Raw genomic sequence first — 19522 nt, 5'->3', positions numbered from 1 at the left:
CTCTACAAACATCGCACCGCCTGGGATTTTTTTGCAGTGTGAGAGCGAGTGCTGCATTAAGGGAAATCACTTAACTTTTGACTATTTTTGCCCCGTGCGCTCCAACGACTTGTCAGACATCTGTGGTGGCAGCGTTACTGAGCATTTACCACTGTTTGCTTGTCTGTTGCGCCAATCGGCAAACATCGCAGCTACATCATAGTTGAAAGCTTTGGCATGAGCTTCTCGAAACTGATAAATTTCCTTCATAATTTCATTTGTTAGCATTTTTAGAAGCCCATTAACTCATAAGGTGTACAAATTCTTGGTAGCTCGTAACCAAATTCCAGACAAACCTTCGCCAGCTTTTTCTGGATCTGCACATTGGCAATATGCTTACAGTTCCATGTTAACAGGTAATCTATACCGTGAACTGTAGCCAGAGCTATGTGAGCAGCATCATTGGCAGCTTTTGACGGAAGATTGCTTTTTGCTAAAAATTGTAAAGTTAATTTTTCTGCCGTCTCAGTAGGCTCTAGTAATTGAATACTTTGTAAAATTTCTAACCGTTTTGCAGCTATTTCAGGGTCGCCTTGCGCTGATTCATCTAAAACTATAAAAGAGATATATAAATCAAAATCCATACGGCGCTTTTCCCACCAATCTTGTGTCACCTTACTATTTGCCGCCAGAATTAAGTTTTCGGTCGATCTAGCTGTCAAATAGCCCAAAATGCTAGTCTCAATGTAAACAGTTTCTCTCACCTAAATCTCTACCAGTGATTTTTTAATACCATGCTAATAACTATATAGCAATTGGAGCGATCACTTAGTTTGCCAAAGTGCGATCGCTCTCTCTACAAACATCGTACCGCCTGGGATTTTTTGGCAGTGCGTAACGAAAGTAGGCGATACCTACGGTGGGCTGCGCCTACGCACTTTAGTCCTAGTTTGTATTTAATTGTGCTAACTTTTGTCTAATCAAACTCTCAACTTGCTCAACCTCAGCAGTTGATTTAGGAAGATCAAAAGTCTCGGTTGATGCAACAGAGGTAAAACGGTCAACAAAGGCATGAAACGCTGCTTTATCATTAGGGTGAGCAATGACATAAGCTCTTAACTCAGTTTTAGTCATGCTACTAAAATTAGGTTTCATTACAAAAACCTCCACAGACCATTACGATAGATTTCTATTTCTATGTTATCTCCTGCCAAGATAAACACATTACCTGTTCGCTCGTCGAGGCGAACAACATAAATAGGCGTAAATGTATTGGTCAAGGATTGACATAGTATGACACATCTGATGCCTTGTTCACCACTTGGTAAGTCTATATCCTCGTTACCATATACCATTGACGATGATCGTTGTGAGTAATGAAAATCTTGCTTTTATTTTAGGCTATAGTGGTGCGATCGCTCATCAGAAAAAAAACTTGCGATCGCTCTTTATACAAACATCGCACCGCCTGAGATTTTTTGGTAGTGCGATCGGATTGGAATAATAAAAATATATGAAATTATGGATATAAAATAATGTTGGTTTTCATTATATTAACCCAATCTCTAAGAGCGCTCAAGATATAATTATTTCGGAAATTAGTCTGGATTTTTGTTTTCCAAAGCTTCTTCCAGTTGAGGGATTGTTTCTCTATTAGGTGACTCCAAAATGATATTAACCTTGAGGCAATGATGCCGTACAACAACTTTTTTTATTTCCATGACTCTTGCTTCAAAAGATAAAGTTTGGTTTTGTCCTCCGACTGGTATCTTCCATTCTTCGATCTGAACGACATCTCCTTTAGATAATTGGGGATCAAAAGTGTAGGAATCGACTGTAAGCGTACCTCCTGTTTCTTCATTTCCAAGGTTAGTAAGCAACAAGAGGTTGTAATAAACTTCAGTAATTGGTTGAGACATTGCGTAAGTCATGGCGTTAATACTTCTCCAATCATTTCTTAGAGATCAAAGCTTTGTATAGGAATTAAATCAAGGCTGTGCTTCCACAAAAGCTTGCATTGCAAGCCTTTTTTGTTCTTCAGAAAGGTAGTTGATTGATGTAATCAGTGCAGTTTCTAGTAAGTCATCACCATACACACTTTGGTTGATGCCTCCCACAATTGGATTAAAGGTGAAATCTCCCTTTTTGTATGCCTCAAAAAAACGACGATAGCTAGAAACAGCCCCCTGATAGTCGCCAGTCTCAATGCTGGTACTTGCTATAGAAAGGAAAGCTTTTCCATAATCAGGAAACTTCTGGACAATTTCTTCATATTGCTTGATTGCATCCTGGAATCTTCCTAACCTCTTGAGGGCGGCAGATCGATTGTTGTAATACATTGGGTTGTTGCCATCAAGTGCTATAGCTTGCTCGTAGAGAGACAAAGCATCTTCAAACAAACCGCTTCTTGCATTCACATTTCCTTGGTAATACAGTAGCTCTGCCTTAGCGGTTGTATCATAATTTGTCATCATACACACCTTTTATACGAAAATTTTCTAAACCCAATACAATTGATTATTTAAGTCCAAAATCTTTAATCCGACTCTTAATGTATGGGCTAGACTTCAGCAAGTCTGTAGCTATTCTCATTTGTTCAAAAAATTCTAAGTTAGAATCGACTTTCTTAATTGCGGTTAGCATCTTTGCCTGATTACCCTCAAGAGCTAGAATGACTAGCTGAGTCGCAACTCCTCTATGAAAACTTGCCATTGAATCAGCAGTTAAGCCTCTTGAAGCAGCTTCTTGATTGAGTTGCAGAGCTTTTGACCAGTATAAGATTCCCGAAATAACCTGTAAGGCGGCTGTCAGTGCAGTAGCAAGCTGAAGATTTGCCAAAAAGTGATTCGGATTAATTTCAAGTGCTTTAAGATAAAACTCGCAACTTACAATAACCTTCTCCCTCATCGCTGATAAACTTTTTTCAAATATTATTCTATTGTTTTCTTGGCTTAGATCAAAAAACATGAAATCTAGTCCAGTCTGTGCAAACTGAGGTGTACCAAATTGAACACCAGAAAAAAGAACATCACCCCACAAACCTGTATAAGTAGCATCATACTTGTCACCAGCTTTGTACCAATCCTGAGCATCACAGCTTTGTTTGGCTACCTGGTATAATTGATAACCATCTTCGCTAATTTTTTTAAGCTTTTCATCTGGGAATAGGAATTGCGCCATTTTTTGTTTGATTAATTTTTATAAAGGATGACAGCAGATGCGGAGATAACACTTAATTACAGGTATAAAACGGCAAGCGTTTAATCCTTCGATTTACGCTTTAACACTTTTTTTATCATTCCTTATTAATAAAAGCTTTGTCTACCCAAAAAGAGTTCAATTTTGCCGCCAATTTTTCTCAGTCTTGACTTCTTTTAATATAGTTTTGTACAAAAATGTACTAAAAAGTGGTAAATGTGATCTAGAATACATAAAATAATAGCATCTGCCTGTGCAATGAATATTGAAGAAATGCTAAAAATTGCTGATGAGATAGTATTCACAAAAACAGGTCAACACCTCAGCGATTTACAAAAGGCGGTACTGCGAGGCACTTTACAACATGAGAAATATAAGCAAATAGCTAAAGATTTAGACTGTTCGGAAAGTCGTGTTAGGGATATCGGCTCAAAGTTGTGGCAGATGCTTTCAGAAGAGTTAGGAGAAGATGTTAATAAATCTAATTTACGATCAACACTGGAGAGGTTGCAAAACTCTAATGTTTTAACATTTGCACAAGACGTTGTAGTGAGCGGTAGTTTTAACATCTGTGGAGAAGCTAGACACCCGCAAGATATACCAAATTCAAACTTAAATAATCAGGAAATAAGTAACACACAACAATCTCAAACCTCGCCTCAAGATTTAAGCGAAATGCCATACTTGGGTGATTTCTATAATCGCACTCCTGAACTCGAAACACTTAAAACAGGGATTTGACAACAACGCTGTCGCTTAATATCACTCACTGGTATTAGTGGTATTGGTAAAACCACATTAGCAGCGCAACTAATTCAACAAATTAAAGATGATTTTGAGTATGTAGTTTGGCATAGTTTAGAAGCATCCCCCACCTTTGCTGAATTTGAAGATAACTTGATACAGTTTTTCTCGCAGTCGGAAAAGCTAGATTTATCTGAAAATAACCAGAAAGGCTTACCGTTAATTAAATACTTACAAAAACATCGTTGTTTAGTAGTATTGGATGATATTCATAACCTGTTTATTAATGGCGAGTTTGCAGGTAAATATAAACAAGGCTATGAAGAATATCGCAACTTATTCCAACAGATAGAAAAATTATCACATCAAAGCTGTTTTATATTAATCGGTTGGGAACAACCTAGAGAAGTTCCTCTTAATAGCAAAAATCCTCTTATTCGTAGCTTACAACTTAAAGGTTTAGATGTTGCAGGCGGGCGGGAAATACTAAAAGATTATGGGTTAGAAGAATTTGATAATTGGGAAGCACTCATTCAGCGTTATCAAGGCAACCCTTTATATTTAAAAACTGTGGCGACTTTGATTCAAGACTTGGGAGGATGGGCGAGTGAGTTATTACCACATGATACGATATTGTTACCGGAAGATTTGAAAGATGTTTTAGAACGGCAGTGCGATCGCATATCTCCCCTAGAAAAACAAGTTATCTTATTATTGGCACAAGAAAGTAAACCAGTCAACCTAGCCAAACTGTTAGAAAATAGCATAATTCCAGCAACAGATTTACTCAACGCAATACAATCATTATCACGGCGTTGTTTAATAGAACAGCAAGCAAATTTTTATACTATTTCACTTGTACTGAAGGAATATTTAATCACAGCTATAAAATTAGCTCAGTAGCTCCATCTTAAAAAATATAAAACTTACTTGCACTACGATCAATAAAGAAGGCTCTGCCTCCTAGATTTTGTTCCCAGGTTCAACCTGGGAACGAGGTTAAAAGCAATATTTAAAGCTTTTCAAGCCTGCGTAGGCAGGCTTTGCTTGTGTAGCCGCACATAGTGCAGGTGTCGGCGTTTAATCAGGCGAAAGTCCCTTAGATGCTAACCATTCCTGATTAAACAACCGCGACTGATACCTCGATCCACTATCACAAAGTATCGTCACAATTGTATGACCTGACCCCATTTGCTTCGCTAAAGCTACTGCTGCTGCAACATTAATCCCAGTCGAACCACCTACAAATAATCCTTCCTCTTTCAACAAGCGGTAAACTACCCGCACTGCCTCAGTATCATGTATTTGGATAGCATCATCTAAAGGTACGCCTTCCATATTTGCAGTAACGCGGCTATTACCTATACCCTCAGTAATTGAGCTACCCTCAATGGTAATTTCCCCTGTTTTCACATAACTATATAATCCGCTACCCATCGGATCTGCTAAAACAGTTTTAATTGCCGGATTTTTCTCTTTCAGGAACAATGATACCCCCGCCAAAGTTCCACCAGTACCCGTAGCTGTTACCCAAGCATCAACTTTCCCGTCAGTCTGCGCCCAAATTTCTGCCCCAGTTGTCTCATAATGTCCTATACGATTTGCTAAATTATCAAACTGATTTGCCCAGATCGCATTTTCCATCTGTGCTGCTACTGTCCCAGAAATTCTGGCATAGTTATTTGGGTCTTTGTAAGGAACAGCAGGAATAGGACGCACTTCCGCACCTAATGTCCTCAACATATCAATTTTTTCTTGAGACTGGGTATCGGGAATGAAAATCAGGCATTTGTAACCTTTGGCATTGCAAATATGAGCTAAACCAATACCCGTATTACCTGCGGTTCCTTCTACAACTGTGCCACCAGGCTTAAGTAAACCTTTTCTTTCAGCATCTTCAATAATATATAGTGCTGCCCGATCTTTTACAGAACCGCCTGGATTGAGAAATTCTGCTTTCCCTAAAATTTCACAGCCAGTTTCTTCACTAAATCTATTTAAGCGGATCAGTGGCGTGTTACCAACGGAGCCGACAAACCCATTTTTGATATCCATTCCCAAATTACCTAAAGTTATTTCCTTTAAAAATTTTGGCTGATAGCAGCGTAATAACGTGCAATTTATTTAATTGACACTCCCACGCCTAAAGGCAGTGGGATTCTTTAAGAGTCCAAAGTCTGAACCTTAAGGGCGTAGTCAAAGCGCCTCTACAAACTCCACCAAGATCAAATCCTAGTGTTGTCGCTACTTTTCTAAGTATGTTGGCTGAACCATTTGCATCTGCATTGATGTAATGATTACTTGCAGTCCGGTACAAGCCTCGTTTAACCCGCTTCCCTGTTTCTTTCCACCCTTCGGGTTTCTCACCGAATTTAGGCAGTTGATCACTATCTAGGAAACTAGCTTTAGATGTATAGGATTCTTCCGTCTCAACAAACTTAATTCCATATTGTTCGCAAAGCTGTTTAATCCGTTCCTTTAATCTACCAGTAGGGATTTGAACAAACTTTTGGTTAGTTTTACTCCCCAAATTCGCAGAATCTTTTTGCCCTTTATTCCAACCAAACACCACAGTCCCTATTTGATTTTCTAAACAGTGAGTAATTATCAACTTAGCTGCTTTGTTAATAGCGTCTCTAACTTGTCTGTTTCTTTTTTCTGTAACACGAGCTAACTGTTTAGACCAAAAGGCTTCGGGTTGATTTTCTTTTAATATCGACACCCGTTTGTTGTACCATTGGTTTAAAGATTTTAGGTGTTTCCCATCAACAATAAAGCTAGTTCCGGTATTGGAAACACAAGTCAGCCAATTGTCAATTCCGTGGTCAATTCCCAGAGATGAAGAATTATCTACTTCAGCCTTTACGGTTTCTGCCTTGTAAACAAGCTCTAGGTAAAACTCTCCGTTTCTTGGCAATATCCGGTATTCCCTAATGTTTTTGTAATCCAGATTAGAAGGCATAGGCAGATAGAAAGCGCCTATTCCAAACCATGCTTTTACTTTAGTTCCTAAGGGGAATCTTAAACCTTCAGCCTTGAACTTAACTGCTTGAGACGGGTAAGCGACTACTGCTAGTCCTCCCTTCTTTTTGTAATTAGGCATTTTGGGTTTTTGAATTACCGCACCATTGTTTATGCCTTTAAGCAATCCGATGAAGGATGAAAAAGATTCAGCTACGGATATGATAGTCTGTTGCGCTGCTTGCGAGTGCATAGCCCCATAGTGAGAATTTTGTTTTAACTCATTAATTAAGGCAAATTTGTTAACTATCTTTCCTGTCTTGAAATAAACCTGTCTAGCATAGTAAATAGCACAATTATTGAGTTTGTTAGACTCACCGCACAGATACTCTAGAACAGCATTAACTTCCTTGCTTGGATTGATCCTGACTTGCTGACAACCGAACATTTTGCTCTTTACTCTTTTGTCTATGATAACATAGTTCTAGACATAGGGGTAACTGTGAAGCAAAAATACTGGACTAAGAATACTTCAATTTCTTTGATTAATTACCACTTCGTCTGGATAGTTAGACGGCGTAGGAAAGTGTTGATAGGCGCTATAGACGAAAGACTGAAGGAATTAATTACTCAGTCTGTTATTGAAATAGACTGTGAGGTTATAGCGGTAGAAACGCACTTAGATCACGTTCATCTGTTTATACAAGCAAATACCTTATTGGCTCCTTACCAGATTATGCACAAGGTAAAAGGGTTTACTGCATTTACCTTAAGAAAAGAATTTCCAGAGTTGATGAGGTTGCCTAGTATGTGGACTAGAAGTTATTTTTGCGGTACGGCGGGTGCTGTTTCTGGAGATACTATTAAAAGATATGTGGAAAATCAAAAGACAAAATAGCTTGGTTGGCTCCGTCCCTACGCCAACCCACCTTATATCCCACGGCTAAAGCCAGTGGGTTTTACGGTGCTTTCTATAAAGTGGAGTGCGATACTCCGAAGGAGTCGCTACGCGATCGCAAACTTGTTTGTTGTAAGCATCGCTCGATAAGAGCAAAATTTTACCTATAACCAACCATAGCAAACAGCCTGACTATTGTTACTATTGCAACTTGTCAGGCTGTTGTAATTAATCTAAGTGATGATTATTTGGATAACCTATTCTTACTTATTAGGTTGAGGTGTCATCCGCAAGTAAGGTTTAACTGCTTTGTAACCTTTGGGAAACTTCTCTTCCAACTCTTTGGGATCTTGAATAGAAGGAACAATTACACAATCATCGCCATCTTTCCAGTTGGCAGGAGTTGCCACACTGTAGTTATCTGTTAGTTGCAAAGAATCAATTACCCTGAGCAATTCGTCAAAATTCCGACCAGTGCTAGGTGGGTAAGTGAAGCTTAAACGCAATTTTTTCTGAGGGTCAATCAGAAATACTGACCGAACAGTTAGCATTGCGTTGGCGTTTGGATGAATCATGTCGTAGAGGTTAGAAACCTTCTTATCGGGATCTGCCAAAATTGGATAATTCAGCTTATGTCCCTGAGTTTCTTCAATATCGCCAACCCAACCATTGTGAGAGTCAACATCATCAACGCTCAAAGCTAAAGCTTTAACGTTGCGTTTGTCAAATTCTGGCTTAAGGCGGGCAACTTCCCCTAATTCAGTCGTGCAAACTGGGGTAAAATCTTTGGGATGGGAGAATAATACTACCCAACTGTCGCCAGCCCACTCATAAAAGTTGATTGAACCTTCAGTAGAATCTTGGGTGAAATCAGGTACTTGGTCGCCTAGTCGAAGAGTCATAAAAAAAATTTCTGGGAACCTTTACAGGGATGTTTGTATATAATGCCATAGAACTCCGGTTCTCCGGTCGGAGTTTAGCACTATGTAAAGATTTTATAAGCATCATCTAACTTTGATTGTTACATCTCGTCAGGCTTGCTGGTACTTTGAAGTCATAAGATGAGAGGATAGAAAACAAAACTTAAACTAATAGACGAAGCACTAGCTTCATTCATGCTGTGGAAGGAGGAATTAATTTGATGAAAGCAATAACTCGTTTGCTGGCAGGGCTATTTTTAGTAATAGGCTGCTTGGGATGGTTTAGCGTACCCGATCATGCGATCGCAGCTAATTTGACTGGTGTAACCCTACACAATAGCGCACTGTTTGCCGTTGAAGCTCCTCTACGCAACCGTGCCGACGATAAACTAGCTGAGTTTGGCAAAAAAATCGACTTGAACAACACTAATGTTCGAGCATTTCGCAAATTTCCAGGGATGTATCCCACTTTGGCAAAGAAAGTTGTTGATAATGCTCCCTACGAAAAGGTAGATGATGTCCTGGAAATTTCAGGATTAACTGACCACCAAAAAGAAATGTTACAAGCTCATCTCGACGAGTTCACTGTGACAGACGCTTCGGATGTCTTCGTGGAAGGTGGCGATCGCTATAACAACGGTGTCTACTAATAGCTGCTGAGTTATCAGTAAGCCTTAATGATTGCCCACTCCTCTGGGGTGGGTTATTTCTTTTACAATTAACAATTAACAATTATCAATGACCAATCAATTATTAATTATCAATTATCAATGACCTATGACCAATCACCAATCACCAATCACCAATCACCCAATACATTTTGATGTTCTGGTAGTAGGTGCTGGTGCTGCGGGTCTGTATGCTGCACTGTGCTTACCATCTTCTTTACAAGTAGGATTAATTAGCAAAGATGATTTACCTTTATCTGCGAGTGACTGGGCGCAAGGAGGTATTGCTGCTGCGGTTGACCCCACCGATTCTCCAGTTTTGCACTTTGAGGACACCATTCATGCTGGTGCAGGTCTTTGTGACGTAGAAGCTGTAAAGTTTTTAGTAGAACACGCGCCAAGCTGCATCCAATCTTTAGTAAATATGGGTGTGACTTTTGATCGCAAGGGAGAAAATTTAGCTTTAACTTTAGAAGCTGCTCATTCTCGTCCCCGCGTTCTTCATGCTGCTGACACTACTGGTAGAGCAATGGTAAGTACTCTTACTTACCAAGTGTTAAGTCGCAAGAATATTACTGTGCTTTCTCAAGCATTTGCCTTAAGTTTGTGGATGAATCCCGATAATGATTGTCAGGGAATTAGCCTAATTTACCAGGGGCAGATTACCTGGGTGCGAGCATCTGCTGTAGTTTTGGCAACTGGAGGTGGAGGTCAGGTTTTTGCTCAGACAACTAACCCAGCAGTGAGTACGGGTGATGGAGTTGCGATCGCATCTTGTGCAGGGGCAATTCTGAGAGACTTAGAGTTTGTACAATTTCACCCCACAGCCTTAACTAAAGCTGGTGCGCCAAGATTTTTAATTAGTGAAGCAGTACGAGGCGAAGGCGCTCATTTAGTAGACTCAGAGGGACGGCGGTTTGCTTATGATTACCACCCTAAAGGCGAACTTGCTCCCAGAGATATAGTCAGCCGTGCTATTTTCAGCCACTTGCAGAAAACCTCAGCAGATCCTACTAACGATCATGTTTGGTTAGATTTACGACCAATTCCCCCAGAAAAAATCCGTCACCGATTTCCTAACATTATTCAGGTCTGCCAAAATTGGGGAATTGATGTTTTCCGTGAACCAATTCCGGTTGCGCCAGCCGCGCACTACTGGATGGGAGGAATTTCCACAGATCTGCTAAACCGTACTTCTATTCAGAATTTGTATGCAATTGGGGAAACCGCCAGTACCGGAGTTCATGGTGCTAATCGTTTAGCAAGTAATTCTTTACTGGAATGTATTGTCTTTGGCGCTCAATTAAGCCAGATTCAGCTAGAAAAAACCCCCTCCCCCCTCTCTCCTCCGTCCTCTCCCCTCTCTCCTCCCCCCTCCCTCCTCTCTGGAGATCAACAAGCTCATATTCTCTCACTAAGACAAGAATTACCTCGCCTAATGTGGCAAGCTGCGGGTATTTGTCGGAGTCAGGATGTTTTAGATCATGCGATCGCGCAAGTAGAAATATGGATGCAAGAATTTAACAACCTGCCTATTAGTCAATACCTGCTGCACCTACAGCCAGGAGAAAATGTTTATTTCCCCTTAGAAAAGGCTAATACTGAACTAAAAACTTGGGGCGAAACTCGCAATTTACTTGATGTAGCGTTTTTAATACTTAAGAGTGCTGCTTTTCGTCAAGAAAGTCGTGGCGGACACTATCGGCTCGATTTTTCTACATCAGACGCGCTCTGGCAAGTTCATACCTTAGTGCAGAAAAACCACTTGTCAAAATCTACACCAACAGAAACAGAATTACGCTAATTTTAGCGTCCACCACCAGCTTCAGTTTTCTTAGGAGATTTTTTATCTTTGTTTGGAGGTGGGGGTTTAAATTGGATAATTTTTAGCCCAACAGGGGGCTTAGACGCTAATAAGGCAGTTTCCGACCACCTGCTCAAATTTTCATTTGGTTGAAGTGTGGCACAAACCCTACCAATGCTGATTAGTTGTAAACAAATCAGCATAGTCACAGGCGCTGTGAGTTTTAGGTAAGTAGCCATAGCACTTGTTCCCATCAGTTAATGGAGCAGGTTCCAAATTATCTCAGTATATCTACGGTCAAGCATCTTAGTCAAAACTTTAATAAAATGTTTTGATTGTGGGATTTATTTAGATTAAATCACTATTTACAGCTAGTCCATCTACATTAACATATTTTTTAAAAATAGTTCTAAATCTTAAGAAAGATTTCTAGCACTTGTTTTAAACTAACGCGCAAATAAACTTGTTCATTTTTAACTCTTGAGAAAAGAGTATCAAACACTATGAGCCTCCCTCCTCTCCCCCTAAAACATAAAATGATAAAATGCGCGAAGCACCACAGCTTAACAATGCCAAGCTAGTGATTGATATCAAAAACTTACGCATTGAAACTTATTTAGTCAAGCTACGCATATTATAATATTTTGTCACGAAAAGAAAATCAATTTTTCTTAATCATTGCCAGCTAATTCATAGCGATTCCGACCTAAATCTTTAGCTGCATACATAGCTACATCGGCTTGTTTAATTAAATTTTCTAATGAGTCTCCATGTAGGGGATAGATACTAATGCCTATACTGACTGTCACCTCAATATTATGTTCCTCGACAGTGTAAGGTTGAGCTAGGGTCGCTAAAATTTTTTCAGCTACTATAGCAGCATCTTGTTCTTTTCTAATAGTAGGAAGAATAACTGTAAATTCATCTCCACCCAACCGCGAAACTGTATCGCCGCCCCGTAAGCACCCTTGAAGTCGCTGGGCAACTATTTTCAATAATTTATCACCTGTATCATGCCCCAGTGTATCATTCACTTGCTTAAAGCCATCAAGGTCAAGAAATAGCAGAGCAACTAATTTATTATTGCTACTAGCATCTTCTAAGCACTCCTTCAGGCGTTCGTAAAACTGTTTACGATTTGGTAAGCCTGTAAGATTATCATGGTAAGCCAGATGACGTAACTGATTGCCTGAAAGCTGCAATTCTTCATTAGAACGCATTAATTCTGCCGCCGTTTTCTTGAGGTCTTCCTCAATGCGCTTACGTTCAGTTATATCTCGAATCACAGCAACTAAAAACAAATTACCAGCAGCATCTTTATGTAGTGATCTTTTCGTAGCAATTATGTGAGTATTACCTCTGACATCAGTAAACTCCTCTTCATTTTCTTGTCCTTTGCCAGCACTGAATACTAACTCATCTTGTTTCCAAAAATTATCAGCTTGCTCTTTAGGAAAAAAATCATACTCTGATTTATAAATTAATATTTCATAAGAATAACCAATGAATTTACAATAAGCTTGATTCAAAATAATCCAGCGATGTTGCTTATCTTTTACAAAAATAGGATCGGCAATAGTATTAATTACTGTCTGTAAAAATTCTTTAGAGCGTTGTAATTCTTCTTCCAAGTGAGCTATATAACTTGTGATCGTGATAGCAGATCCAAATAATGCCATTATTGACGGTATTAGTGGTATCCAATAACCTGCAAGTAAACCCAAATAACAAATACCAATTAACCCAGAACCAGCCAGCAGCATACTCACTGTTGACTTTTTAGGCGAACGTAATTTCCAGCTAAGACTAGCGCCAAAGTAAGACCAAGCTAATATCCATAAACTTTCTACAAAATCAGACCAAACTTTAATTAAAGGTCTACCGTCTAGCACTGCGTTGATGATTTGACTGGTAAAGTTAGCGTGTATTTGTACACCAAAAAATGGCTCGGCTGCATCAAAAAACTTGCTACTATAAGGAGTATAAAAAAGATCGCCAAAACTGCTAGCTTGTAAGCCAATAATTACAATGCGATCGCGCAGCTTATTTGCAGGTACTTTATTTGCTAACACATCTGCCATTGACACAGTAAGCAACTTATCTGGAGAACGAAAGTTGCCTAATATTTGATAGCCACCATCATCAGCGCCTACATAGCCACCATCGTTTGTTGCAAAGGGTGAAAATACAGTTTTGCCTAACTGTAGGTAATTCGGATTACTAACTGCTGATTGAGATTCAACTCCTTGCGCTTTTAAATAAGCCTCAGCTAAAGTGATGGCAAAACTGGGGATGGCATTGCCATCTTGATCATAAACATACAACAAGTTGCGACGTACTTTGCCATCAGTATCTAGCGGAAAATTATTAAATCCAATCTGCTCTTTACTAAGAAATGGAGGCGGGGCAACACCTGGACTTTTTTCATCCTTAATTCTTTGAATACCTATTAAGTTAGGAATGCTTTTAGCCGTATTGACTAATTCTTTATGACCAGGCTCTTGAACTAAGTTACGATAAATATCTAAACCAATAGCGCGAGGCTTGAACGTATCAATTTTTTTGAGCAATATAGCCAGTTCTTTATCAGTTATTGGCCATTTTTTTATGTCTGCTTCAGTAATTTTAACAATAACAACCCGCTCATCAACTGGCTCTGGCGGACGTAGTAGCATTAGCTGATCTAAAGTCGCTAATTCCGATGTCTGTAATAGCCCAGCAATGCGTAGAATAATTATGCTACCTGCTACACCTGAAGCAGTCAAAAATACTCGGCGCTCTTGTTGAAGCCATTTTTTCAGTTTTTCCCCTAAACTGATTTTTTTCATTTAATTATAAATCTCCCAAATATAAATAAATGTTCCAGGAAAGAAATTATTACTCCCGATAATTTAAAACGTACTACGATTTTAAGTAGTACGTTAGTAAGCTTCAATTAAATTAAATGTATGCTTGGGGATTTCTCTTGGGTTAGCTTTGTGGAAATTTAAACTTAAAGTTGCGATCGCCTTGATAACCCGATAAATCAGCTAGTTTTTCTAGTGATTGTACGCCTGGTTCTACCTTACCCTTGATTTGCCAACTAGGATAACTCTTGATATCAGTCTTAACACAAAGGTTGGTCTGTGAGTTTTTGCCATCAGGGGCGCATTCAGTATAATTAACTTCCTTGAACGCCTCTTTACCAAACAATTGTTTCTGTTCATGGCAGTGAGGACACCACCAAGCGCCGTACATCGTCGCGCCAATCTTGGTTAAATGACGAGCTAGAGCAATTTCTGCTTCACTCGATGTGTTAGTAACTTGCCAACCAACTCCTGCTTGAGGTTCGCCTACAGGAGTGAGACTGTCAGTTTGAGCAGTCGTTGATGGATTATTAATACTGGCATATACGCCCAAAGTGCCAATTATGGCAATCATGCCAACCACAATTGCTGTAAAGAATAATTGACCAATATCTTCCCAAGTTCGACCGATTAAACTCAGTACCAATAAGCTTATTGAACATACCGCCGAAACTATGCAGTAGATACAGAGTGCTTTAATCTTAAAGGCAAGCAGATACATCAAGTAGCCGCTAAAAACCGTCATCGCGGTTGCGCCAGCAAATAGCAACAGCCATGTCCAGTCCTCCAACTTAGAGCGCAAGTCTTTCTGCTCTTCGGGATTAATTGCCAAAGGAGACAGGGCAAATACTGCCATGCTGGTATATGCCATACAACCAAACAAAGTTAGAGGAAAACCAAAAACGCTGGCGTAAGGGCTAGATAAAACTTTTTCGCAGCCGTCGGTAGGGCAAGCAGCAGAACCGCCACTGAATTTTACGTAAGTCAGATAGGCAGTTATCAAAGCACCTAAAATAGCGATCGCAGCGATTAGCACACGAGACCAGCGATGAATCCAAGGACTAGAACGTCTGCGGCTCCTCATAAAACTAAACCTCTATGGGTATATTGGACAATTTCATTTTGACTTATGTAGCCCACGCAGGTAGTTTTGACCTGGCTCCTAAGAATGTAGCTTCACAGCAGAAACTGGCGGAATTTCTGCTTTACTACTCAAACTGCGTCTTGTCGCTTCTACAAACTGACTAACACGAATAGGATCAATAGTCTGCTCAATTCGTCCGTGACGTTTGAGAGAACTAGAAACAATAACTCCGTCCGCAGCTTGCATCAGTGTAGAAATATTTTCCCAGTCAGCACCACTACCAATCAACACTGGTGTACCACGCGCAGCAGCACAAGCTAACTCTAAATCTTCTAGGGTTGGAGGACTACCAGTAGCCCAGCCGGATAAAATTACCGCATCTGCCAAACCCCGTTCAATTGTTTCTTGTACCGCCGTCGTCAAATTTGGTGAACCTAATGGACGGGCGTGCTTGACCAACACATCTGCCCAAATTTTCACATCACTGCCCAGTTCACGACGATAGCGCAACAGTTGATGGGCTGCTCCTTCGATTAGTCCTTGGTCTGTTGCCATTACGCCAGTAAGGACGTTAACGCGAATAAATTGGGCATTAACACAGGTAGCGATCGCCATCGCACTCTGAGAGTCATTCCGTAACACATTAATCCCAATCGGCAACGCCACCAAGTTCATTAACCGTTGCACAATCAGCGTCATCGCACTGACTACAGCCGGATCTACTTGGCTTTTGGTAAACGGAGCATCAAAAAAATTTTCTACAATAATGCCATCGACACCACCCGCCGCCAGGGCAGTAGCTTCTTGTTCTGCCCGATCAATAATTGCTTTCAAGCTTCCCCCCCAACGTGCAGACGTGGGCAGGGGCTGTAAATGAACAACGCCAATAATCGGATTCGGTGTCTTAAAAATTTGATTTAAGTTCACTTGTCTACCTGAAAACACCGTTAACTTTCACCCTATCCCTCAAAACCAACAGCAGCAGGGGGAAAGAAGGCAAGGAGCAGGAGGAATTAACCTCTACTTTATTCTCCTCTAACCTTACCTCTGCAATGAGATTTTGGGGGTGGACAGAAGTAATGTGAAAAATTAGTGCGAATAATAACGATACATTAATCAATTTTTATATACAATGGATCGAGAGCGGGTTTCGTAAACGGAATTTCAATATCCGAACTAACTTGTGTGGGTTAACACAACCCTCCATGAGGTATACTTTTATAGCTTCAAAGTTAACCCACTCATTTTAGACCACGAATATAAAATACTGCATGGGCAACAAGCCAACAATTGCTATCTCTCACTTAGGCTGCGAAAAAAACCGAATTGACACTGAACATATGCTGGGTCTGCTTGTAGAAGCAGGCTATGATGTGGATTCTAACGAAGAATTAGCTGAATATGTTATAGTCAATACCTGTAGTTTTATTGAAGCTGCACGCCAAGAATCAGTGCGTACACTGGTAGAATTGGCTGAAGACAACAAAAAAATTGTGATTACGGGCTGCATGGCGCAGCACTTCCAAGAACAACTACTGGATGAATTACCAGAAGCTGTGGCAGTGGTAGGTACTGGCGACTATCAAAAAATCGTTGAAGTAATTGAACGAGTAGAAGCTGGTGAACGGGTAAAAGAGGTATCTGCTGAACCGACCTATATCGCTGACGAAACGACACCAAGATATCGAACTACGACAGAAGGTGTGGCTTATCTGCGAGTTGCAGAAGGTTGTGATTATCGCTGTGCTTTTTGTATTATTCCTCATCTCAGGGGAAATCAACGCTCCCGCACAATTGAATCTTTAGTTGCTGAAGCGAAGCAGCTTGCCGATCAAGGAGTAAAAGAATTAATCTTAATCTCCCAAATTACCACAAATTATGGTATAGATATTTACGGCGCACCAAAACTAGCAGAACTATTGCGGGCGCTAGGCAAAGTAGACATTCCCTGGATTCGGATGCACTATGCTTATCCCACTGGTTTAACACCCCAAGTGATTGCAGCAATCCAAGAAACGCCAAACGTTTTGCCTTACTTGGATTTGCCCTTACAGCATTCCCATCCTGAAATTCTCCGCGCTATGAACCGACCCTGGCAAGGGCAGGTAAATGACCAGATTATTGAGCGGATCAAAACAGCGATACCTGATGCTGTATTAAGGACAACTTTTATAGTCGGATTTCCTGGCGAAACGGATGCACATTTTGACCATGTAATGCAGTTCGTCCAGCGTCATGAGTTTGATCTTATGGGTGTCTTTACATTCTCCCCAGAGGAAGGAACCGCAGCTTATAAGCTACCAAATCAGTTACCTCAAGATTTGATGGATCAACGTCGGGATGCCCTGATGTCAGTCCAGCAACCCATTTCTCTCAAGAGAAATCAAGCAGAGGTGGGGAAGGTGGTTGATGTGCTGATTGAGCAGGAACATCCAGAAACTGGAGAGTTGGTGGGTCGTTCATCACGATTTGCCCCAGAAGTTGATGGACTGGTTTATGTTCAGGGATCAGCACCACTAGGCGCGATCGTACCCGTAGAAATTTACGATGCTGACATTTATGACCTTTATGGCGAGGTTATAGCATCACCTACGCATCCGCTGGAAAAAGAGTTTGTGGGTTTAGCCTAAGTTCTGCAAGGCTTAATCTCTAAGGCTAATTACCATTAGCCGAAAAACCCAAAGATATTTCGGGTATCTACCCATTGAGATAAAAGTAAAGAAATGTTAAGTTTTGATTAATACTTACTGTTCTGTAAATAAAAGCTGGGGTTTGCCCCCAAAACATCAAAATGTCTTGGTGATGATCGAACTTATCGACAGGGCGGGCAATCAAAACTCTAAACTTTTAACTCAATAAATTTTCAAGCACAACTATCAACTAACAAGTACAAACGACTTATGACGGATTCTTTTTTAAGCTTAGGACTCTCTGAAACTGTTGCTAACCAATTAAAAGAGCTAGGCTTTACAGAACCCACGACAATTCAATCACAAGCAATTCCGCAACTATTAGCGGGTCGTGATGTAGTGGGTCAATCTCAGACTGGTACTGGTAAAACGGCGGCTTTTTCGTTGCCGATTTTAGACCGGATTGATGTCCAAAATCCAGCAGTACAGGCTTTGATTCTGACACCGACCCGCGAGTTAGCTCTACAAGTAACTCAAGCTATACGCACATTTAACACGGATCGCCGTTTGGGTATCCTGACCGTTTATGGTGGTCAAGCAATTGATCTGCAAATTCGTCGTCTGCGCTCAGGCAGTGCGGTGGTTGTAGGTACGCCTGGACGGGTAATTGATTTACTCAACCGAGGTAATCTCAAGCTAGATCAGGTTAAATGGCTGGTGCTAGATGAAGCTGATGAAATGTTAAGCATGGGCTTCATTGATGATGTGGAAAAAATCCTCAGTCAGTTACCAGTAGAACGTCAGACAGCATTTTTCTCTGCTACCATGCCGCCAGTAATTCGGTCATTGGTATCAAGGTTCTTGAAATCACCTGCGACAGTTTCGGTAGAACAACCGAAGGCAGCACCGACAAGAATTAACCAAGAGGTTTATTTTATCCCTCGTGGTTGGTCTAAAGCTAAAGCTTTGCAACCAATTTTGGAACTAGAAGATCCAGAATCTGCGATCGTCTTTGTGCGTACCCGCAAGGCAGCAGCCGAACTCACTAGCCAATTGCAAGCTGCTGGTCATAGTGTGGATGAGTATCATGGCGATTTGAACCAAAGCCAACGGGAGCGTTTATTGCAACGGTTCCGTCAAAATAAAGTGCGTTGGATTGTAGCTACTGATATTGCGGCACGCGGTTTAGATGTAGATGATCTTACTCACGTAATTAACTACGATTTGCCAGATAGTGTGGAAAATTATATCCACCGCATCGGTCGTACTGGTCGCGCTGGTAAGACAGGAACAGCAATTTCCTTGATCCAACCTATGGAACGCCGTAAGCTACAGCTAATTGAGCGTCGAGTTCGCCAAAGCTTGAAAATCTGTCCAATTCCTACTCGCGCACAGATTGAGAGACGCTATCTCGAAAAGCTACAAACTAAAGTACGTGAAGCTTTAACTGGTGAACGGATGGCATCTTTCTTGCCAATAGTTTCACAACTAGGTGAGGAATATGATTCCCATGCGATCGCAGCAGCGGCATTGCAAATGGTTTACGACCAAACCCGTCCCGCTTGGTTAGGTGAGCCAGAACAGCAAGTTGATGACCGTTCATCGGTTCCCAAACCTCGTCTCAATCGTCAGCCAAAAACTTCGGTGACTCCTGCTCCTACGCCTAATCACTAAAAGTGGACAGGTCTGAGGACTAAGGACTAAGAAGTTAACAGTTACCAGTGAATAGTTAAACAACTAAACAGCAATTCAGGACTGCGAACTGAATAACTGGTAACTGATTATTTATT

22 protein-coding genes are annotated in these 19522 nt (G+C 40.7%); 8 read left to right on the top strand and 14 right to left on the bottom strand.

Features of this window, described 5'->3' with window-relative positions; translation table 11 throughout:
• Nucleotides 1-81: 81 nt before the first annotated feature.
• From CRI9333_RS21450 to CRI9333_RS21435, 4 genes are all read right to left on the bottom strand, one after another.
• Complete coding sequence (locus CRI9333_RS21450; protein ID WP_015205256.1) at nt 82-267, bottom strand: hypothetical protein; 186 nt, start codon at nt 265-267, stop codon at nt 82-84.
• Nucleotides 268-269: 2 nt separating this feature from the next.
• Nucleotides 270-743: a type II toxin-antitoxin system VapC family toxin gene (locus tag CRI9333_RS21445; RefSeq protein ID WP_015205255.1), complete on the bottom strand. Its 474-nt coding sequence runs from the start codon at nt 741-743 to the stop codon at nt 270-272.
• A 181-nt stretch (nt 744-924) separates the two neighbouring features.
• Nucleotides 925-1134 carry a DUF6887 family protein gene (locus CRI9333_RS21440; RefSeq protein ID WP_015205254.1) on the bottom strand — a complete coding sequence of 70 codons (210 nt, stop codon included), beginning with the start codon at nt 1132-1134 and terminating at the stop codon, nt 925-927.
• Nucleotides 1134-1334 (bottom strand): DUF6888 family protein, encoded by a 201-nt coding sequence (locus tag CRI9333_RS21435; RefSeq protein ID WP_015205253.1) that lies wholly within the window; start codon nt 1332-1334, stop codon nt 1134-1136. Before CRI9333_RS21435 ends, CRI9333_RS21440 begins: the two co-directional genes overlap by 1 nt.
• Nucleotides 1335-1339: 5 nt before the next feature.
• On the opposite strand from CRI9333_RS21435, the gene CRI9333_RS26970 reads away from it, so the two are divergent.
• The gene (locus tag CRI9333_RS26970; RefSeq protein WP_157462364.1) at nt 1340-1483 is read left to right on the top strand and encodes a hypothetical protein; all 144 of its coding nucleotides are present in this window, start codon (nt 1340-1342) and stop codon (nt 1481-1483) included.
• Between the two features lie 94 nt (nt 1484-1577).
• Here CRI9333_RS26970 and CRI9333_RS21430 read toward each other — a convergent pair whose 3' ends face one another.
• The 3 genes from CRI9333_RS21430 to CRI9333_RS21420 are packed head-to-tail and all read right to left on the bottom strand — an operon-like array spanning nt 1578 to nt 3159.
• Nucleotides 1578-1910 carry a hypothetical protein gene (locus CRI9333_RS21430; RefSeq protein ID WP_015205252.1) on the bottom strand — a complete coding sequence of 111 codons (333 nt, stop codon included), beginning with the start codon at nt 1908-1910 and terminating at the stop codon, nt 1578-1580.
• A gap of 57 nt (nt 1911-1967) precedes the next feature.
• Nucleotides 1968-2453, bottom strand: a complete 486-nt coding sequence (locus CRI9333_RS21425; protein ID WP_083890039.1) for a tetratricopeptide repeat protein — start codon at nt 2451-2453, stop codon at nt 1968-1970.
• Nucleotides 2454-2496: 43 nt separating this feature from the next.
• A complete protein-coding gene (locus CRI9333_RS21420; RefSeq protein WP_015205250.1) occupies nt 2497-3159 on the bottom strand; it encodes a hypothetical protein in 663 nt (220 codons plus the stop codon).
• 276 nt (nt 3160-3435) lie between these two features.
• On the opposite strand from CRI9333_RS21420, the gene CRI9333_RS28430 reads away from it, so the two are divergent.
• Both CRI9333_RS28430 and CRI9333_RS28425 read left to right on the top strand, forming a co-directional pair.
• Nucleotides 3436-3918 (top strand): hypothetical protein, encoded by a 483-nt coding sequence (locus CRI9333_RS28430; protein ID WP_315863857.1) that lies wholly within the window; start codon nt 3436-3438, stop codon nt 3916-3918.
• Nucleotides 3919-3936: 18 nt separating this feature from the next.
• Nucleotides 3937-4824, top strand: a complete 888-nt coding sequence (locus tag CRI9333_RS28425; RefSeq protein ID WP_315863875.1) for an NB-ARC domain-containing protein — start codon at nt 3937-3939, stop codon at nt 4822-4824.
• A 177-nt stretch (nt 4825-5001) separates the two neighbouring features.
• On the opposite strand, the gene CRI9333_RS21410 is transcribed toward CRI9333_RS28425, so the two are convergent.
• Both CRI9333_RS21410 and CRI9333_RS21405 read right to left on the bottom strand, forming a co-directional pair.
• Nucleotides 5002-5976, bottom strand: a complete 975-nt coding sequence (locus CRI9333_RS21410; RefSeq protein ID WP_015205249.1) for a cysteine synthase A — start codon at nt 5974-5976, stop codon at nt 5002-5004.
• A gap of 88 nt (nt 5977-6064) precedes the next feature.
• Nucleotides 6065-7330 carry an RNA-guided endonuclease InsQ/TnpB family protein gene (locus CRI9333_RS21405; protein WP_015205248.1) on the bottom strand — a complete coding sequence of 422 codons (1266 nt, stop codon included), beginning with the start codon at nt 7328-7330 and terminating at the stop codon, nt 6065-6067.
• Nucleotides 7331-7384: 54 nt separating this feature from the next.
• Between CRI9333_RS21405 and tnpA the strand changes: the two genes are divergently transcribed.
• Entirely contained in the window at nt 7385-7780 is a 396-nt protein-coding gene (gene tnpA, locus CRI9333_RS21400; RefSeq protein ID WP_015203071.1) for an IS200/IS605 family transposase, read from the top strand.
• A 263-nt stretch (nt 7781-8043) separates the two neighbouring features.
• Here the strand turns inward: tnpA and CRI9333_RS21395 are convergent, their stop codons facing one another.
• Entirely contained in the window at nt 8044-8682 is a 639-nt protein-coding gene (locus CRI9333_RS21395) for a peroxiredoxin (RefSeq protein WP_015205247.1), read from the bottom strand.
• 239 nt (nt 8683-8921) lie between these two features.
• Between CRI9333_RS21395 and psbU the strand changes: the two genes are divergently transcribed.
• Complete coding sequence (gene psbU, locus CRI9333_RS21390; RefSeq protein ID WP_015205246.1) at nt 8922-9350, top strand: photosystem II complex extrinsic protein PsbU; 429 nt, start codon at nt 8922-8924, stop codon at nt 9348-9350.
• Nucleotides 9351-9477: 127 nt separating this feature from the next.
• Nucleotides 9478-11172 carry an L-aspartate oxidase gene (gene nadB, locus CRI9333_RS21385; protein WP_015205245.1) on the top strand — a complete coding sequence of 565 codons (1695 nt, stop codon included), beginning with the start codon at nt 9478-9480 and terminating at the stop codon, nt 11170-11172.
• A 2-nt stretch (nt 11173-11174) separates the two neighbouring features.
• Here nadB and CRI9333_RS21380 read toward each other — a convergent pair whose 3' ends face one another.
• From CRI9333_RS21380 to btpA, 4 genes are all read right to left on the bottom strand, one after another.
• Entirely contained in the window at nt 11175-11411 is a 237-nt protein-coding gene (locus CRI9333_RS21380) for a hypothetical protein (RefSeq protein WP_015205244.1), read from the bottom strand.
• Nucleotides 11412-11843: 432 nt separating this feature from the next.
• Nucleotides 11844-14000 (bottom strand): CHASE2 domain-containing protein, encoded by a 2157-nt coding sequence (locus CRI9333_RS21375; RefSeq protein WP_015205243.1) that lies wholly within the window; start codon nt 13998-14000, stop codon nt 11844-11846.
• A 142-nt stretch (nt 14001-14142) separates the two neighbouring features.
• The gene (locus tag CRI9333_RS21370; RefSeq protein ID WP_015205242.1) at nt 14143-15102 is read right to left on the bottom strand and encodes a vitamin K epoxide reductase family protein; all 960 of its coding nucleotides are present in this window, start codon (nt 15100-15102) and stop codon (nt 14143-14145) included.
• A 78-nt stretch (nt 15103-15180) separates the two neighbouring features.
• A complete protein-coding gene (btpA, locus tag CRI9333_RS21365; RefSeq protein ID WP_015205241.1) occupies nt 15181-16029 on the bottom strand; it encodes a photosystem I biogenesis protein BtpA in 849 nt (282 codons plus the stop codon).
• Between the two features lie 344 nt (nt 16030-16373).
• Between btpA and rimO the strand changes: the two genes are divergently transcribed.
• Both rimO and CRI9333_RS21355 read left to right on the top strand, forming a co-directional pair.
• Nucleotides 16374-17732 carry a 30S ribosomal protein S12 methylthiotransferase RimO gene (rimO, locus tag CRI9333_RS21360; protein ID WP_015205240.1) on the top strand — a complete coding sequence of 453 codons (1359 nt, stop codon included), beginning with the start codon at nt 16374-16376 and terminating at the stop codon, nt 17730-17732.
• A 270-nt stretch (nt 17733-18002) separates the two neighbouring features.
• Complete coding sequence (locus CRI9333_RS21355) at nt 18003-19406, top strand: DEAD/DEAH box helicase (RefSeq protein ID WP_015205239.1); 1404 nt, start codon at nt 18003-18005, stop codon at nt 19404-19406.
• Nucleotides 19407-19522 lie beyond the last annotated feature (116 nt).

Origin of the sequence: Crinalium epipsammum PCC 9333 (genome assembly GCF_000317495.1) — a bacterium.
Lineage (GTDB): Bacteria > Cyanobacteriota > Cyanobacteriia > Cyanobacteriales > PCC-9333 > Crinalium > Crinalium epipsammum.
Note: the sequence above shows the minus strand (reverse complement) of the source record. Positions and strands in the feature narration are given on the sequence as shown.

Bases quoted from the DNA above. Each gene is read 5' to 3' on its own strand.
- CRI9333_RS21450 (WP_015205256.1), bottom strand. From the start codon at position 267: ATGCTAACAAATGAAATTATGAAGGAAATTTATCAGTTTCGAGAAGCT.
- CRI9333_RS21440 (WP_015205254.1), bottom strand. From the start codon at position 1,134: ATGAAACCTAATTTTAGTAGCATGACTAAAACTGAGTTAAGAGCTTAT.
- CRI9333_RS21435 (WP_015205253.1), bottom strand. From the start codon at position 1,334: ATGGTATATGGTAACGAGGATATAGACTTACCAAGTGGTGAACAAGGC.
- CRI9333_RS26970 (WP_157462364.1), top strand. From the start codon at position 1,340: ATGATCGTTGTGAGTAATGAAAATCTTGCTTTTATTTTAGGCTATAGT.
- CRI9333_RS21430 (WP_015205252.1), bottom strand. From the start codon at position 1,910: ATGACTTACGCAATGTCTCAACCAATTACTGAAGTTTATTACAACCTC.
- CRI9333_RS21425 (WP_083890039.1), bottom strand. From the start codon at position 2,453: ATGATGACAAATTATGATACAACCGCTAAGGCAGAGCTACTGTATTAC.
- CRI9333_RS21420 (WP_015205250.1), bottom strand. From the start codon at position 3,159: ATGGCGCAATTCCTATTCCCAGATGAAAAGCTTAAAAAAATTAGCGAA.
- CRI9333_RS28430 (WP_315863857.1), top strand. From the start codon at position 3,436: ATGAATATTGAAGAAATGCTAAAAATTGCTGATGAGATAGTATTCACA.
- CRI9333_RS21410 (WP_015205249.1), bottom strand. From the start codon at position 5,976: ATGGATATCAAAAATGGGTTTGTCGGCTCCGTTGGTAACACGCCACTG.
- CRI9333_RS21405 (WP_015205248.1), bottom strand. From the start codon at position 7,330: ATGTTCGGTTGTCAGCAAGTCAGGATCAATCCAAGCAAGGAAGTTAAT.
- CRI9333_RS21395 (WP_015205247.1), bottom strand. From the start codon at position 8,682: ATGACTCTTCGACTAGGCGACCAAGTACCTGATTTCACCCAAGATTCT.
- psbU (WP_015205246.1), top strand. From the start codon at position 8,922: ATGAAAGCAATAACTCGTTTGCTGGCAGGGCTATTTTTAGTAATAGGC.
- nadB (WP_015205245.1), top strand. From the start codon at position 9,478: ATGACCAATCACCAATCACCAATCACCAATCACCCAATACATTTTGAT.
- CRI9333_RS21380 (WP_015205244.1), bottom strand. From the start codon at position 11,411: ATGGCTACTTACCTAAAACTCACAGCGCCTGTGACTATGCTGATTTGT.
- CRI9333_RS21375 (WP_015205243.1), bottom strand. From the start codon at position 14,000: ATGAAAAAAATCAGTTTAGGGGAAAAACTGAAAAAATGGCTTCAACAA.
- CRI9333_RS21370 (WP_015205242.1), bottom strand. From the start codon at position 15,102: ATGAGGAGCCGCAGACGTTCTAGTCCTTGGATTCATCGCTGGTCTCGT.
- rimO (WP_015205240.1), top strand. From the start codon at position 16,374: ATGGGCAACAAGCCAACAATTGCTATCTCTCACTTAGGCTGCGAAAAA.
- CRI9333_RS21355 (WP_015205239.1), top strand. From the start codon at position 18,003: ATGACGGATTCTTTTTTAAGCTTAGGACTCTCTGAAACTGTTGCTAAC.